The sequence below is a fragment of the Lactobacillus kimbladii genome (assembly GCF_014323605.1).
GTDB lineage: Bacteria > Bacillota > Bacilli > Lactobacillales > Lactobacillaceae > Lactobacillus > Lactobacillus kimbladii_B.
In genome coordinates this window covers 303,188-320,694 of sequence record NZ_SCMB01000002.1, presented here as the reverse complement: position 1 = coordinate 320,694, position 17,507 = coordinate 303,188, and the positions used below count along the sequence as shown (strand labels likewise).

Annotated in this window: 13 protein-coding genes and 1 tRNA gene; 13 read left to right on the top strand and 1 reads right to left on the bottom strand. The window is 36.5% G+C overall.

What is annotated here, in order from left to right; translation table 11 throughout:
• Positions 1-287: 287 nt before the first annotated feature.
• Positions 288-1,202, bottom strand: a complete 915-nt coding sequence (locus ERK18_RS04745) for a LysR family transcriptional regulator (RefSeq protein WP_187154525.1) — start codon at positions 1,200-1,202, stop codon at positions 288-290.
• Positions 1,203-1,377: 175 nt separating this feature from the next.
• Here ERK18_RS04745 and ERK18_RS04740 point away from each other — a divergent pair, with 175 nt between their 5' ends.
• From ERK18_RS04740 to ERK18_RS04680, 13 genes are all read left to right on the top strand, one after another.
• Positions 1,378-2,658, top strand: a complete 1,281-nt coding sequence (locus tag ERK18_RS04740) for an SLC13 family permease (protein WP_187154524.1) — start codon at positions 1,378-1,380, stop codon at positions 2,656-2,658.
• A gap of 10 nt (positions 2,659-2,668) precedes the next feature.
• Positions 2,669-4,150: an FAD-dependent oxidoreductase gene (locus tag ERK18_RS04735; protein ID WP_187154523.1), complete on the top strand. Its 1,482-nt coding sequence runs from the start codon at positions 2,669-2,671 to the stop codon at positions 4,148-4,150.
• Between the two features lie 476 nt (positions 4,151-4,626).
• Positions 4,627-5,775, top strand: coding sequence for a CDP-glycerol glycerophosphotransferase family protein (locus ERK18_RS04730; protein WP_187154522.1), 1,149 nt, complete (start codon positions 4,627-4,629; stop codon positions 5,773-5,775).
• On the top strand, positions 5,772-7,202 hold the full coding sequence (locus tag ERK18_RS04725) for an oligosaccharide flippase family protein (RefSeq protein ID WP_187154521.1): 1,431 nt from the start codon (positions 5,772-5,774) through the stop codon (positions 7,200-7,202). Before ERK18_RS04730 ends, ERK18_RS04725 begins: the two co-directional genes overlap by 4 nt.
• A 3-nt stretch (positions 7,203-7,205) precedes the next feature.
• Positions 7,206-7,904, top strand: a complete 699-nt coding sequence (locus tag ERK18_RS04720) for a glycosyltransferase family 32 protein (protein WP_187154520.1) — start codon at positions 7,206-7,208, stop codon at positions 7,902-7,904.
• A gap of 1 nt (position 7,905) precedes the next feature.
• Positions 7,906-8,361, top strand: coding sequence for a SprT family protein (locus ERK18_RS04715; RefSeq protein WP_109586991.1), 456 nt, complete (start codon positions 7,906-7,908; stop codon positions 8,359-8,361).
• Between the two features lie 110 nt (positions 8,362-8,471).
• A complete protein-coding gene (locus tag ERK18_RS04710) occupies positions 8,472-9,146 on the top strand; it encodes a MarR family winged helix-turn-helix transcriptional regulator (RefSeq protein ID WP_187154519.1) in 675 nt (224 codons plus the stop codon).
• Between the two features lie 86 nt (positions 9,147-9,232).
• Complete coding sequence (locus tag ERK18_RS04705) at positions 9,233-10,984, top strand: ABC transporter ATP-binding protein (protein ID WP_187154518.1); 1,752 nt, start codon at positions 9,233-9,235, stop codon at positions 10,982-10,984.
• Positions 10,985-11,056: 72 nt separating this feature from the next.
• Positions 11,057-11,142, top strand: a tRNA-Leu gene (locus ERK18_RS04700).
• A 164-nt stretch (positions 11,143-11,306) separates the two neighbouring features.
• Complete coding sequence (locus tag ERK18_RS04695) at positions 11,307-11,954, top strand: glycoside hydrolase family 73 protein (protein ID WP_187154517.1); 648 nt, start codon at positions 11,307-11,309, stop codon at positions 11,952-11,954.
• An 80-nt stretch (positions 11,955-12,034) separates the two neighbouring features.
• Positions 12,035-14,287 carry a DNA helicase PcrA gene (gene pcrA, locus ERK18_RS04690; RefSeq protein ID WP_187154516.1) on the top strand — a complete coding sequence of 751 codons (2,253 nt, stop codon included), beginning with the start codon at positions 12,035-12,037 and terminating at the stop codon, positions 14,285-14,287.
• 47 nt (positions 14,288-14,334) lie between these two features.
• Positions 14,335-16,347, top strand: coding sequence for an NAD-dependent DNA ligase LigA (ligA, locus tag ERK18_RS04685; protein WP_187154515.1), 2,013 nt, complete (start codon positions 14,335-14,337; stop codon positions 16,345-16,347).
• Positions 16,348-16,360: 13 nt separating this feature from the next.
• Positions 16,361-17,500 (top strand): CamS family sex pheromone protein, encoded by a 1,140-nt coding sequence (locus ERK18_RS04680; RefSeq protein WP_187154578.1) that lies wholly within the window; start codon positions 16,361-16,363, stop codon positions 17,498-17,500.
• Positions 17,501-17,507 lie beyond the last annotated feature (7 nt).

Genomic DNA, 17,507 nt, shown 5'->3' with positions numbered 1-17,507 from the left:
AACAAGTAAAATTTTAATTTTGGATAAGCTCACAAGTGGTTTGCAAGAATATAATATTCAAAATTTAATTGATTTTTTGCAAAACCCAATTGCAGAAGGCGATTTAACTATAACCATCGTCAAACATAATTTATGTTTAATTGGTCAAGCTGATTGGTTATTGATATTGAATCGTATGCTGGATAAGAGAGTGAAAAAATTTTGTTTGCAAGTAAACCGAGACAATTAGTAAAATAAAAAACAACTTTGATGGTTGTGGCAATTAAGAAATACTATCAGACTTAAGTTTAATTATTCCATTTCTCTTTGATCAAATTTATTGCCTTGCGCATATTAATTATCACGTCCTTAAAATAAGGCGCGCTTTCTTTCTCTTTGACATATCCCAGACCATATTTAGTTGTATAATCCCAATCAAGATAGCGGTAAAACACATCTTGATTATTGTAATCATAGGCAAAACTGGGGACAATGGCGATGCCATCTTTTGCTTGAACCAGCATGGTAGCTAGTGAAACTTTATGAATAATTTGAATTTCAAGAGCATTATCAGAAATTTTTTCTTTTAATGCTCTTTTTAATTTTGCTACAGAAGATAAGGGAGTCTTACCATCCCAAAGAAAAATCTTTTTATTTAATGCCGAAATTGGCACCTGAGCGTATTTTTTCAGCGGACTATCTTTGCGGATAATCACCGAAAATCCTGCTTCGATCATCGGTGAGTAGGGAAGACTGTGTTGTGCGAAAAAGTCTGACTGATAAATCATAAAATCAATTTCATGTTTTGCTATTTTATCTAAAATTCCGGGCTGACTTAGACTTACTGCTTTGAGTTCAATGTTCCACTTGTCTTTTTGCTGCATGAGCTGAATAAAAATAGGCAAGAATTGTTTTTCAAAAGGCAATCCCGAATAACCAATTGAAATGGTATGAAGTGTAGTTATTTTGTTATCTTGCATTTTTTTGATTGCACTTTCCATTTCAGTTGTTAGCTTTAACAGTATTTGGTAAAAGTATTTTCCTTCTTTTGTAAGTTGAATTTGCCTGTGATTATGGCATATCAAGGCAACCCCAATTTCCTTTTCTAAATTATGAATATTTTTAGATACTGTTGGTTGTGCTAGGTATAATTCTTTGGCTGTTTGAGTAAAATTTAAGGTTTTTCCTAGGGATAGGAAGCATTTGATTTGTGTGGAGTTCATTTTATTTATTCTAATTTGCTATACATCTATTCTCTTTCTTATTAATCATACAATTTTCCCGATGATAAACTCAATCCTGTAAGCGAAAACAATCTTAATAAAACGAAGGCAGTGATTGAGATGTAGTAAAAATAAAAATTTTCAGTTCAATTACATAGAAGATAAGGAGAATATCATGAATCCAATGACTATAACATTACTCATAATGTTAGCCGTTATTATAGCATTCATTTCTGGGAAAATTGCGATTTCATTAATTGGCGCCATAGTTATGTTTGCATTAGCAATTTTTCAAGTATTACCACCTCAAAGAGCATTTGGAAATATTACCAATACATCTGTAATTTTGTTTGCTGCAATGTTTGTAATAGGGAAGGGAATACAAAAAACAACGCTTATTACAACGGCTGCGAAATTTGTCGAAAAATTTAAAGATAATACAAGATTGTTAACCTTTTTTACTTGTATCATTGCAGCACTTTTAGCCATAGTATCAAACGGTACAATTGCATTGGTAATTATGTTGCCGATACTTTGCGGAATTTGTGACGATATTGGTTTATCGAGAAGTAAAATTTTATATCCCTTTGAAGTCACTGCGGTTTCTGCCGCTGGCTCTTGGTTTTTAGGCGTAGGTGCCTTAAATATGTCTTGGTCAAGTGTCATGATGAAGTTAGGAGCTAAAGCTCCCGTTAATATCAACGATTTCTTGATTGCCAGAATACCTTTTTTGGTAGCCGTTATTCTTTATATGACTTTTATTGGCCCAAAATTGCTTCCGAATAAGAGCAATGATGATCTTAAAAAATCTTCCCCCGAGTATTCAAAAAATAAAAAGGAGGAAGTCTTACCAAAAAGTAAGAATATTTTAGGAATTTCAATTAGTGCTGTTACCATAATTTTAATGATCTTTTCATCATACATCCATGTTGATTCATATATTATAGCCCTGGCAGGTGCATTACTGATGGTATTAACTGGTGTTTTAAGTAATAAAGAAGCTCTAAATGCTTTAAACTTGAATATTATTTTATTAATTGCTGGTATGCTGGGATTAGCTGATGCTTTACAAGCTACTGGTGCCGGAAAAATGGTAGGCAATGCTATGGCAAACGTTGCTAAGAGCATCAGTAATCCATTTTTAATGATGGGTCTGTTTTTCTTAGTGGCAATCATTATAGCAAATTTGATTGGTGGTTTAGCTGCTGTTTCAATCTTGGTACCTTTGTGGACACTGACTTGTTTAAGAATGGGACTTGATCCCAGAGGGGCAGTTCTGGCTGCTGCTACCGCAAGTTCTTTTAGTTTCTTAACACCAATTGGTGGGCATAGTTTGCCACTAATAATGGATGCAGGTGGTTATAAATTAAATGATTTTTTAAAGTGTGGATTACCTCTAGCCGTCATACTTTGTATTTTAGGCTGCGTAGTAACACAATTAATGTACCCGTTATAAGGAGATAAAAATGAAAAATAAATATGATATTATTGTAGTAGGTGGCTCTAATTCAGGTAGTTTTGCTGCAACGGCAGCAGCTGAAGCAGGAGCAAAAGTTTTAGTAATTGATAAAAGCAGTACGGTCGAGCACCTATTCCGTCACTGGCTTGGAGGAGTTAACTCTAAGGCTCAAGATCAGGCGGGGGTTCATATTGATCAAGAAGATTTAGTACAATTTTTAACTGCTTTTACCCAAGATAATGTTGACCAATCCTTAATACGCACATGGGTAGAAAATTCTGGTAAAACCATGGATTGGCTGGAAGAAAAAGTTCTAAAACCAAATGGGGCACATTTGTACAGTGAAAAAGATGCGCATTATGAAACCTTGATCAATAAGGCTTTTCCAACTGAACATCATGTAACCAAAGATGATCACTCCGATGATAAGGATTATGGCAATTACCTCATTGATTACGCACGTAAATTAGGTGTTGAATATAGATTTAATACTAAACTTGAACATTTACTAACTGCAAGTGATGGAAAAGTCGTTGGTGTTCAGGTAAAAGATACTAAGACAAATGAAGTTTATGAAATAAGTGCAACAAAGGGCGTTATTTTATGTACCGGAGGTTATGGGGCCAATAAAGCACTATTGCAAAAATGGAATCCTACAATTTTGAAGAAATGTTGCTTTACCCAAAGTCCTCGTGATGATGGTTCTGGTATTATTGCGGCTCTAGAGGTAGGAGCTGTTAAGGATGATGAGGCAGCATCAATTATTTTTGATCGAGGTGCCGTTCCCGTAGGTACAAACACCAAGGACACGTATCACATTGACTGGAGAAATAATCAATACAATATCGGTTCCTTCCCCTTTTTAAAGGTCAACTTAAATGGTCAAAGATTTTTCAATGAGAGTGCGCCTTATCAGTTTGACATGAATGCTTTAATGCATCAGCCGGGTAATATTGAAGTTTTAATCTGGAATGAAGAAACTATGAATCGTTTAAAAGAGTTTCATACTTTAGGCTGTTCCCGTGTTGGCTGGCCGGGGAATAAAGAGATAGCTGGTCGCAAAAAACAAAATGAAGAAAAGATTCAAGAAGGTCTGGTGCAAAAAGCAGATACAATCGCTGAACTGGCTACAAAGCTGCAATTGCCTCAAGATCAATTAGAAAAGACTGTCGCTCGATATAATGAACTGGCTCATAAAGGTGTAGATGAGGATTTCGGAAAGGAAAAATCACGTTTGCTGCCGATCGAAGGTGCACCATATTATGGTGCGTGGTTTAGCGGTATTTTACTAGCAACTTTAGATGGATTACATATCAATAAGTACATGCAAGTGCTTAATAGTACTAATCAACCAATTCCAGGCTTGTATGCTGCCGGTAATTGTTCCGGAGGATTTTTCTGGGGTTCGTACGAAGACAGAGTCCCTGGTTTAACTTGCAGCCATGCTCAAACCTTTGGGAGATTAGCAGGTCAGTATGCTGCTAAATAGTAATTTTATTTCTTAGTTTTATGCAATAAAAAACTTAATTTTATAACAAAAAGGGCCTGTCAAAGTGATTATCTGACAGGCTTCTTGTTTTTCTAAATTTTAAGAGTTTCGCAAGAGTAAAAATAACATTTGTAAAATATTTTGAAATATAGAACAAGTCCTGCTATAATATCAAACTTTTCTTTAAAAACTATAATAGATAAAAATTAGCCATACATTGGACTTATTAATTGTTGGACCAGTGGCAACATTTGCTGATAACGAGCCAAATAATTTTTCAGAAACCGTTCCTGATAAATCAGAAACTATGAGACTGATACTAAATTGGCAAAATGGTTTTTATTACAAGAATAAGCATTTCGAGAGTTCTATATAGTTAGAATCATTAAAAAACTAAAAAATAAAGTAAAAAAGCTTGAGTTCTCTCAGGCTTTTTCTGTACTCTTATACTAGGTAAGAGATTGGGAAGTTGAATAATGAAGAGTTTTTTGTTTCGTTTATATTTAGCGGCAATGAAATTAATTGCTCGTTTCACACCAGTGCAAGATAATAAAGTGGTTATACTTAATGGCGCAGGTAGATCGGGTTCAAATGGTTATTTATTTGGCAAATATTTGAAGAAAAATCATCCTGAATATGAAGTTATTACCGTTGAACCATGGCCGTCTTCACATTTATCGTTAAAAACTTGGCGACAAATCGGTGCAGCAAAGTTTGTGTTGACGACACACCAGCCATTTAAAGTTCATGCTAGACAAATCAATATTCAGTTCTGGCATGGTATTCCCCTCAAGCGTATGGGATTTATGGCTAATAATACTAGTCGCAAAACTGATCAGCGTAATGCTAATTTGTGGCAAAAAAATGCTGACGTTGTTTGCTCAAGCAGTGATTTATATGAAAGTCTAATGAGTGCCTGCTGCGCGATTGAAACTAACAAATATCGAAAAACTGGGTTTCCTCGTCTTGATGCCTTGAAAAATCCTGCTATTAGTAAAAAGAAACTATTAACTGACTTATTCAAAGCTGAAGATGATGGTGCTCAAATTGGAATATACATGCCAACTTTTCGTTATGAAATGGATGATCGACAAATTATGACTCAAGTTGAGCAGGGTAATTTCTTTGCATTGCCTGATTTTGATGCTGTGAAGCTGAATAGTTCTTTAAAAAAGAACCATCAGTATTTAATAGTAAAGTTGCATCCCTATGAAATGAACCTGTTTAAACACCTGCGGAGCAGCTTTTCAAATATTGCCTTTCTCAATAACGACTATTTGTATCAACTTGATATTGATTTATATGAACTTTTAGGTAATACAGACTTTTTAATTACTGATTATTCTTCGATTTATTTTGATTATTTAAACATTGACAAACCAATCATATTTATTACCAATTATTTGCGGCAATACGAAAAAAAGCGAGGACTTTTAATGGGTCCTTATGAAGAAATTGTTCCTGGACTGTGTGTGAAAACGCAGCAGGAGCTTATTAAGGCACTTGTAATGCCTGATCAATTCAGTCAAAAGCGGCACTACTGGCTAAATTTAACTAATGAGGTGCAGACCGATTCAAACTGTGAAAATGTATTTAAATTGTTAAAAATAGAGGGTAAGTTGTGAAAAGAACATTTTTAAACATTCTATATAATGCGGTTTACCAAATATTTTTGGTATTAGTACCGCTAATAACCGTGCCTTACCTTTCCAGAATTTTGGGTCCTAAAACATATGGTATTTATAGTAATGTGAATAATATTGTTCAGTTCTTAATGATATTCTGTACACTGTCTGTGTCATATATTGGTATGAGAACAATTTCGCAGATTAGATCTTTCGGTAATGAGCAGGATTTAACCAAAGCTTTTTGGGGGCTTTGGTACTTTCAGGCTATTGCTGGTTTTGTGACAATTGCGTTAGTAATTGCTGTAACCAGTTTTTTTCATATTAAGTACGGTCAATATTTGTTATTAATGGTGCCTTACCTTATTTCAGCACAAGTAGATATTTCTTGGTTCTTTCAGGGACTGGCTGATTTTGGTCGAGTGGTTTTAAAAAATACTGCGGTTAAGCTGGTATCTGTTATCCTGATTTTATTATGGGTAAAAAGTCCCGGTGATCTTTGGAAGTATATGTTGATTATGTCGGTTTCAACTATGCTAGGATCATTTGTCTTTTGGTTTGATATACACCGTTATGTAGGTGGACCTGTCAAACACTTTTATCAATACCGTGCGACTGTTAAAGCAATCATTACTCTCTTGATTCCGCAAATTGCCACCCAAATTTATACTTCTCTCGATAAACCTATCTTGGGCCTCTTTCAAAATTCGACGCAGGTTGCCTTTTATGACAATTCCCAAAGAATTTCTAACATGGTTTTGGGAATTGTAACCAGTATTTCCTTAGTGATTATGCCTAAAATGGCGGGTGAAGGTAAAAAAGAACAACGAATAGTTTTAAAAAAATCCCTGGAAGCGACAGTGATGCTGGGGACATTATTTGCAGTTATTATTATGGCGAATACTAAAGAATTTGTGCCTTTCTTTTTTGGGCATAAATTTATCCCAATGACGCCGTTAATGTTCTTCTTCACTTTGACCATCATAATGATTCCAACAGGTGGGGTTTTTGCCAATCAATTTGCCCTTGCCAATCATCGAGACCGAGATTATGCTATTCCCGTTATAGTGGGAGCTATTTTAGAAGTAGTATTAAGCTACTTTTTGGATCGGTTTTATGGTGCAACGGGAGCAATGATTGCAATTTTGATAACTGAGTTTATAGTTTTGCTTTTACGACTATGGATTGTTCGTGATGGCTATGATTTTAAATATTCTTTTCGCGAAATTCCTAAATATTTTATAATTGCAATCATTGTTTTGGCAGCAGGGATGCTTTTGCCACAAATGTTTTCATCAGCATTTCTTAACATGTTAGTCAAATCAATCATTATGCTTGTTTTGTATATCGCTTTAATGTTCTTGTTGAAACTAGACTTTAATCAAGACATAATTTTGCTATTAAAGAAATTTTTTACTAGAGGTTAACTTATGATTCCCAAAATAATTCACTATGTCTGGGTGGGGGGCAACCCTAAGCCTAAAAATATTCAGCGTTGCATGAAAACTTGGACCAAGCATCTGCAAGACTACCAAATAATCGAATGGAACGAGCATAATTTTGACATTCACGAAAATAAATATGTTGAGCAGGCTTATCAAGCTAAAAAATGGGCGTTTGTTTCCGACTATATCCGGGCTAAAGCAGTCTATAAAATGGGCGGCATTTATATGGATACTGACGTCTTGGTGCTAGATGATTTGCATGATTTATTAAATAATAGAGCTTTTGTTGGTTTTGAAAATAAGGATAATCCTTTTACAGCAGTATTTGGAGCGGAAAAAGGTCATCCACTGATTAAAGACATGCTTTCTTATTATGATGACCGTAATTTTACGTTTGACAAACAAGACCAATTAGCGGGAGTGAATACTGTTTCTGTATCTGATATTTTAAAAAATAAATATGGTGCTCAGCCTAATAACAAGGAGCAGCAATTGCAGGAAGGGATACATGTTTATCCTGATGGCGTTCTTTGTAATCCGTCAGCACAATCAAAGACAATCCACGTATTTACTGGTACGTGGATGGAAGGTGCTAAACCATTAAAAAGAAAATTAGTTACAGCTCTTAAAGTCAGAATTAAAACCAAAAAAGAGGCAGCTCTTTATGCCAAAGTTTTCAGATAATCTGACTGAAGAAGAATTACAGAACCTGGTGGCAGAAGTTTCTCTTAAGTATTTTGGCAGACAGTTTAAGCACCAAGTAAAAATTAATAAGCGCATGACAACAACTGGTGGTCGGTATCATTTAGATGATCACCACATTGAAATTAATGCGCATTTTTTAGTGCCGCAATATTATCAAGAATTGATTGGCATAATTAAGCACGAACTGACGCATTATCATTTGCACTTAACTCATAAAGGATATCGCCACAAAGATCAAGATTTCAAGGTTTTGCTTGATAGAGTAGGTGGTTCACGGTATGCCCCGGACATAGGTCTTAAACGCAAAAGAAAAGCAAAATATTTGTATGTTTGCACTATATGCGGTCAACAGTTTGTGCGGGTTCGGCGCGTTAATGTACGTCGTTATGGCTGTGGCAAATGCGGCGGCAGGTTAAGATTAGTCAGTTATAGATAAAATAATAAAATTTATTTTGACATTTTGTTTGACAAACTGTTAGGTATCAAACTATAATTTAATTGTAAATTATATTAGGTACCTAACTTTTTATTTAAAGGAACTTAATTATGAGTCAAGCAAGTGATCAATTAATGGAACAACTTCATTTTATTTTGCGGGCTAGTCGTTACTATATGTTTCAAAACAAAGAACCGATATCAGGACAAAAAAGGGTATTGGCTGTTTTAAAACTTGAAGACGGTTTAACCCAAAACTATTTAGCTGAAATTTTGGCTTTGAAACCTGGGTCTTTAGCTGAATTATTGAAAAAAATGGAACTAAAAGGTGATATCTCACGTGAAGTTGATGAGCAGGACAAACGAGTTAAACGTGTTTATCTAACAGCAGCTGGGAAAGAAAAGGCTGCCAAGCTGGCTGAATTAAAAGATAAGCAAGATACCGAGCCTTTCTTTGCCGGTTTGACTGCGGAAGAGCAGGAGCAATTTGGTCAATATCTGCAAAAAATTGCTGCTGGCTGGGATAAAGATTTTAAGGAAAAAGCCACCGATTTTGTTGATCCTGCCTACCGCATGGAAAGGATTAAAAAATGGCGTAAATATGCCGCAGACCATGACTTCTCCAGGTCTGACATGCGAGATATGTGCCGCCACATGTATAGGGCGCATCACTGCCATCATGACTTTGAACCAGGTGATTTTACCAAAAATTGTTACAATTATGATAAGATGCATAAATATGATAGGGACTTTTGGCGCAAATTCTGGCATAATGAAAATGAATGATTATAATTAGCAAGATAAAATAAAGAGCTTTTCAATTATTGAAAAACTCTTTTATTTAGTCTAACTAAGGAAAGCCGGTATCTTTTATGGCATTCAAGTCACTTAAAGATAAAACACAAGGTGTTAAATTCAGTGATTTTTTAAACTTGCTAAAAAGTTTGAATGTTAAAAAATCGTTATTTGCACTAGGGCTGTTTCTCAGTCTGGTCACAAGTGTAGCAAATTTGGTCTTACCATTATTAACCAGAGAATTAGTGGATACGAGCAAGTGGGATAATTTTAATTATTCGAGCCTAATTATTATTATCATTGTGTTTGTCCTGCAATTAATTTTAGGAACAGTGGGTGGATTTGTTCTGCGCTATTTTGGTGAAAGTGTCGTTAAAAGTCTGCGTGAACGCCTGTGGGGTCATCTTTTAAAGCTGCCTGTAAGTTATTTTGATGTTACTAAAGCAGGTGAAAGCACTTCTCGCTTGGTTAATGATACGGGAATTATTAAAGATTTGCTGGCTTCTCAATTTCCTAACTTTATTACTGGCGCAATACAACTCTTTTTTTCATTAATCATTTTATTTGTGATGGATTGGCAAATGGCCACCTTAATGTTTACCGTAATCCCTATTGTGGTAGTAATTTTATTGCCAATTGGTCGCATTATGGTGAGACTTGGGCGCAAATTGCAGTCAGAAACAGCTAAATTTAACGGTGATGTCAGCGAAAAATTGTCTGAAGTACGTTTAATTAAATCCAGTAATGGCGAAAAGTATGAACAAAAATCTGGTAATCATAGGATCAAGAAGATTTTTACTATTGGCGTACTAGATGCCCGTGTTGAAGCTATTTTGCAGCCGATTATCATGACTTTGATGATGGCGGCTTTTGCTGGCATCCTGGCATTTGGCATTATTCGCGTAGGTCAGGGTTCTTTGACTAGTGGGTCTCTTGTAGCATTCTTACTATATCTGTTTAACGTGATTGCACCAGTTGCTAATTTTGCTACCTTCTTTTCACAAATCCAAAAAGCTTTGGGTTCAACTGAACGCATACAAGCAATTTTGCAAATTGAACCTGAAAAGAATTTAAGCCATCACACTTATGATTTGAGTAATAAAACGTTGACAGCACAAAACGTTAGTTTTAGTTATGTTAAAAATGAACCCGTTTTACAATCTGTTTCATTTGTTTCAAAACCTAACTCTGTCATTGCCTTTGTGGGACCTAGTGGTGGTGGCAAATCTACGATTTTTGCCTTACTAGAACGCTTTTATCAGCCTGAAAGTGGCAAATTCACTATTGGGGATGAAAATATTCAAGATATTGATCTGGCAAATTGGCGCTCCCAAATAGGCTATGTTTCTCAGAACAGTGCTATTTTTTCCGGAACGATTCGGGAAAATTTGGTTTATGGTTTGACTAAGGACATGACGGACGATGAACTTTGGCACGGATTGGCTTTGGCTTATGCCGATCAATTTGTGCGGGAATTTCCTGATCAAATGGAGACTGAAATTGGTGAACGGGGAATTAAACTATCTGGTGGTCAGAAACAACGTTTAGCTATTGCCAGAGCCTTTTTGCGTGATCCTAAAATTTTGATGCTGGACGAAGCGACTGCCAGCCTTGATTCAGAATCTGAGGGAAAGGTGCAACAAGCACTTGATAAACTAATGGTCAATAGAACAACCTTGGTTATTGCACACCGCCTGGCTACGATAGTTAATGCCGATCAAATTTATTTTGTAGAGCACGGTAAAATTACAGGTCATGGCACTCACCACGAATTAATGCAAAATCACAGTTTGTATGCCAAGTATGTAAATGAGCAAATGGTCGATTAAAGCTTTTTAGCTAAAATGAGTAAGAAAAGTCTTGTGTTAAATTTAATTTTGGGTTATAGTATTGAATGTGCTGCGGGCATGGCGGAATGGCAGACGCGCAAGACTAAGGATCTTGTGATCGCTTTTAGATCGTGGAAGTTCGAGTCTTCTTGCCCGCATTTTTTAATGGAGCTTTGGCTCCATTTTTTTGTATACTTAATTATAAATGAGCAAAATTGTTAGGTTAGCTTACTACTTTTATTTTAAAAATTAATTACATTGCATAATTTATACTCAAGAGAGGTTATACTTAAGAAGAGATTTTTAAAGCAAGGGAAAACAAATGGCGAGAAAACGAAAAAGCAAAAAATTATCTAATACAGCGATCATTATGCGAACATTTATAATTCTATTTTTATTGATTATTGCTTTTGCAACTTTTCGTTATTATCGCAGACAGGCAATTCAATCAGAGCAGATCAGACAGGAGCAGCTTGCTCGAGAACAGGCCAGGCAGAAAATCATAAGGCAACACAAAGCCTTTATCAGAGAAATAGGTCCGATAGCTAAAGAAGTGGATAAATCCTTTGACCTTTTGCCAAGTATTACTATCGCTCAGGCTTGTCTTGAAAGTGACTATGGCAAAAGCGACCTTTCACAAAAATACAATAATCTGTTTGGCGTCAAAGGAAATAACCCTAATACTTCGGCAGTACTTAAAACCAAAGAGTTTGAAAAAGGTAAATGGATAGTTGTTAAAGCTCGCTTTCAAATCTATGATTCCTATGAAGCTTCTATAAGGGCTCATGCGCGCTTGTTCCAAAAGGGAACAACCTGGGACGCAAAACAATATCGTCACGTTTTAGCTGCTAAGAACTATCAAACGCAGGCTCGAGCTCTAGTTAAAGACGGCTATGCGACTGACCCCAATTATGCGGACAAATTGATTAAGTTAATCGAAGAGTATGATCTTGCGCGTTTTGATAAATAGAATGCAATCAACTCAAATTATGGTCATGATTTTTGGTACAATAGAATAGTTAAAAAATTTTTGGGGTGAAAGAATTCAAAATGAGCGCAGAATCAATTTTAGCAGGTTTAAATCCACAGCAAAAAAAGGCAGTGCAGATTACTGAAGGACCATTATTAGTGGTTGCAGGAGCAGGTTCAGGGAAAACTTCCGTTTTAACCAGAAGGATTGCTTACCTTGTTGCTGAAAAAGGAATTGCGCCGTGGAATATTTTGGCTATCACTTTTACCAATAAGGCTGCCACTGAAATGAGAGAGCGTGAGCATAAATTATTGGGACAACAGGCTGACAGTATCTGGATGTCTACCTTTCACGCTCTTTGTGTGCGAATATTACGGCGAGATGCAGAAAAAATTGGTTATACCAGTAATTTTTCTATTGCTGATTCGGCGGAACAGCTTACTTTAATTAAGCATATTCAAAAAGAACAAAATATTAATCCTAAAATGTACGAACCACGCAGGATTTTATCTGCTATTTCTAATGGCAAAAACGATTTACTTACTCCAGATGCATATTCTGCCAGCGCTGCTTCACCTTTTGAAAAAGTAACTGCCCAAGTTTATCAGGAATATCAAAAACGCTTAAAGAATGATCAAATTATGGACTTTGATGATTTGATCATGCAGACCTTAGTTCTGTTTAAAACCGATCCCGCTGTTTTACATTATTACCAAAATAAGTTTCGTTATTTACTGGTTGATGAGTACCAGGATACCAACCAGGCCCAGTATGAATTGTGTCATGCATTAGCTGCACAATATAAAAATATTTGCGTGGTGGGAGATGCGGATCAGTCTATCTATGGTTGGCGCGGTGCTAACATGGAAAATATCATGAATTTTGAAAAAGATTATCATGATGCAGGCGTGCAAACCGTCAAGTTGGAACAAAATTACCGTTCAACCGGTCATATTTTGGCTGCCGCTAACGCAGTCATTAAGAATAATAGTAACCGTAAGGCTAAAAAATTATGGACAGACCAAGGTGAAGGTGCAAAAGTAACTTATTATCGCGCTCAAAGTGGCGACGATGAAGCGCACTTTATCATTGCTAAAATTCAAGAAGAGGTCAAAGAGAAAAAGCGTTCCTACCATGATTTTGCGGTATTATATCGTACTAATGCCCAGTCTAGAACGGTCGAAGAGTCATTCGTAAAGTCGAACGTGCCTTACCAAATTGTCGGTGGTCATAAGTTCTATGACAGAAAAGAAATCATGGACATTATGGCTTATCTGAAGTTAGTGGCTAATCCCAGTGATTCCATGAGTTTCAACCGGATTATTAATACCCCTAAACGTGGTATTGGACCAGTTAGTGTTAGGCGCTTTATGGACTTTGCCCGTGATAATAATTTATCAATTCTAGGAGCCTTTGATCACCTTAATATGTCGGGCGTTACTGCACGGGCAGCGACCAAACTGAGTGATTTTGGTGCTAAATTATGTGATGCAATTAATTTTGCTAAAGATCATAGCGTTACCGGTCTAACGGAAAAAATACTGCAGGATTTTGGCTATACAGCTGCCTTGAAAGCTGAACATACAATTGAAGCAGAAACTAGACTAGAAAACCTGGATGAATTTTTGTCTGTTACGAAACGTTTTGATGATGAATACGAAGAAAATGATGACAGCGATGAAACCGAAAATGCTCTGAGTGATTTTTTAGCGGAAGTTTCTCTTTTAAGCGACCAAGATGATTTAGCCAATAATGATGATCAGGTGGCATTAATGACATTGCACGCAGCCAAAGGACTCGAATTTCCGGTAGTCTTTTTAGTGGGGATGGAAGATGGACTTTTTCCTTTATCACGTGCTTTAATGGAAGACGACCAGCTAGAAGAAGAACGTAGACTGGCTTATGTGGGTATTACTAGGGCAAAGCGTGAACTGTTTTTAACAAATGCATATTCACGTATGATGTATGGTCGAATGCAGAATAATCCGCCATCCAGATTTTTGGAAGAAATTGATCAAGATGATCTGGATATTGAAAATTCAGTTCCAATTACTTTCTCAAATGACAATTACCAGACACAAACTGCTCCCTTTGCTAACGCAGATGAACGAGCTCGTGCACAGGTTTACACACCAAAAATTAAACCTGCTGGTGCAGTTGGTGCTGAGAAAAAGGGTTGGAATGTCGGTGATAAAGTAGAACATAAATCTTGGGGCAAAGGTGTTGTGACTAAGGTTAACGGTAAAGGTGAAGACATGGAGCTTGATATTGCATTTAGTGGCAAAGGAATCAAGCGGCTTCTAGCAGCATTTGCACCAATTAAAAAGGTATAATTAAGATAGAAGTAAAAAAATAGTATTTTTTAATCAGGAGGAAGAAAATGGCAGATTTAACTCTTGATGAGGCCAGAAAAGAAGTTGCTGCGCTGAGAGATAAACTGGATGATTGGGCAAATGCATATTATACAAATGACACACCAGAAGTTGAAGATAATGTGTATGATAAAAACTATAATCGTTTAGTTGAGCTTGAACAGGAATTTCCGCAACTGGTGTCCCAAGATTCTATTACCCAAAAGGTTGGGGGCCAGATTGACAATCAGTTTACCAAGGTTAATCACGAAATTCCGATGTTATCAATGGGTGACGTCTTTTCAAAAGAAGAACTGCAGCAATTTGATGACAGGGTGCAAAAACAGGTTGGTCATGAAGTTGCTTATAACGTTGAATTAAAAATTGACGGTTTGTCAATTGCGCTAGAATATACTGACGGTAAATTAACCAGAGCTTCAACTCGGGGTAATGGACAAGTAGGTGAAGATGTTACTCCTAATGCTCGTTATATTGCAGATATTCCCCAAACTTTACCAGAAAAACTGACAACGGAAGTACGCGGCGAATGTTACATGGGCAAAGAGCCTTTTGCCAAGCTTAATGCAGAACGTGATGAAAAAGGCGAAACAACTTTTGCTAATCCCCGTAACGCAGCAGCTGGGTCTTTGCGGCAATTAGATGCCAGCATTACCAAGCACCGTCATTTAAGTACGTTTATTTATACTTGGGTTAATCCACCAGCAGAAATTACCAGTCAACACCAGGCTATTGAGAAAATGACTCAGCTTGGTTTTCACACCAACCAAACAGGCCGCAGAATTGCTAAAATGGCTGACATTTTTGCTTTTATTGATGAATATACTGCAAAAAGAAATTCACTTGATTATGGCATTGATGGTATCGTCTTAAAAGTTGACGATCTGGATTTACAACAAGAACTGGGAAACACGGTTAAAGTGCCTCGTTGGGAAATAGCTTATAAGTTCCCACCAGAAGAGCAAGAAACTGTGGTTCATGAAATCAAATGGACCGTTGGTCGTACTGGTGTCGTAACGCCTACTGCTATCATGGATCCTGTGCAACTTGCTGGTACCACAGTTTCACATGCAGTTTTGCATAACGCCGATTTGTTGCAACAAAAAGATGTTCGTATTGGTGATACCGTTATGCTGCATAAAGCGGGTGACATTATTCCTGAAATTTCAGAAGTGGTGCTGGCTAAACGGCCTAAGGATGCCCAGCCGTATCCAATTCCGACAAAGTGCCCATCGTGTGGTGAAAAACTGATTCATCTAAAAGATGAAGTGGCTTTGCGTTGCGTTAATCCGTCTTGTCCCGCTCAAATTGAAGAAGGAATTACTCACTTTGCTTCAAGACCTGCAATGAATATTGATGGTTTAGGACCCAAAATTGTGCGACAGCTAATTAAGAACGATTTGGTACATAATGTGGCTGATTTATATCATTTAAATGCATCTGATTTGGCAAAACTAGATCATTTCAAAGATAAATCCATCAGCAATTTATTAAATGCAATTAATAATTCGAAAAGAAATTCAGTCGAATTATTGTTAACTGGACTGGGCATTGATCATGTTGGTGCTAAAGCTGCACGTTTGATTGCACAAAAGTTTAAAAATATGGCAAAGATTATGTCAGCGGACGTGCAAGATGTGGCTGCAATAGATACAATAGGCATGACAATTGCAGAATCTTTGACTACTTATTTTGCTCAGGATGAAGTCGTAGAGTTAGTCAATGAACTTAAAAACAGCGGCCTTAATATGGATTATCTTGGTGCAGGTCCAGAAGAAACTGAGTCTATTCCAGATAATTACTTTAAAGATAAGACTGTTGTTTTAACAGGGACTTTGGCTCACTATACTAGAAGTGAATTTACTAAGAAATTGCAATCTATGGGTGCAAAAGTAACTAGTTCTGTTTCTGGTAAAACAGACTATGTCATTTACGGTCAGGATGCTGGTTCCAAGTACTCAAAGGCTCAGAAACTGGGTGTACCATTATTGACTGAGGAAGAAGCAATTGCTCAAGTTAAATAAAGGACCATTTAAAGTGAAAAAATACTTGCATATATTAGCGCTTTTAGGAATATCGTTAAGTTTGACGGCTTGTGGAAACTTGAAAAATTCTGACTTGGCGAATAATGCCAAAACATCTTCTAATTCCAATTCTAAAACTTATCAGACTACTGATACTGGTAACAATGGATATACTGTTTTACTTAAAAACGGGCACTATGTAACTAGTCCAATATCTGGTTTAACGGCAACTAATAATGATAATTCGGTGGATACCAGAGAATTAGAACGAGGATTGGTTCAGATTTCTAAGGGTGTTTATTCAACCAATTCTTTTGTTTTTCAAGAGGGTCAGTATATTTCTGCCAACATGGCTAATGAATGGTTAGGGCGCAAGTCAAAGTTAAATCCCAATGGTCTGAATCCTGAAGCTGGAACTAAGAAAAATTATCAGCCATATTATTTAGAAGAAATACTTGAACAAGATTTTTTGACAGGATCCGGTTCGAATTATCATATTGGCGGTATTAGCGTTGGTCTTGCTCTTAATTCTGTTGATTACTACCAAAAGAAAAAAGATGGTCCTGAATATCAAGCCCAAATATCGCGTGCAAAGCAAAAGCAATATGGCCAAGCAGCAGCTGAGCAAGTCGTAGCTCGCTTGCGGAAGAAAAAATCGTTAAAGAAAATTCCAATCACTGTTGGTCTTTTTGCAAAAGAAAGCAAGGATTCGTTAGTTGCTGGAACTTACTTTTTGAGTGGGACAGCGGCTGCTAATAGTAGTAAAATAACTAAATGGAAAACTATTAATACTCAATCTGAAGTTTTGCCTACTGTTGGTGGTAAAAAAGCGATCAACAGCAGTGATGCTTCCAGTTTCAATAGTTTTAAAGAATCTATTCAAAATTATTTCCCTAATATCAGTGGTGTAACGGCAACTTTACGATATGAAAATGGTAAATTAGCTCAGGAAAATATTTCAATTACTACCCAGTTTTATGGGTATGAGCAAATTCAAAGTTTCACGAGACTTGTTTTATCAACTGCAAAGAAGTATTTGGCTAATAACGTGCCAATTGAAATTAAAATTGGCTCTGTTAATGACATCCAAGCTTTAGTTGCCAAGGAAACAGGGGATAGTAGTTATCAAGTCCATATTTATGGTGGCGAATAAGGAGGTA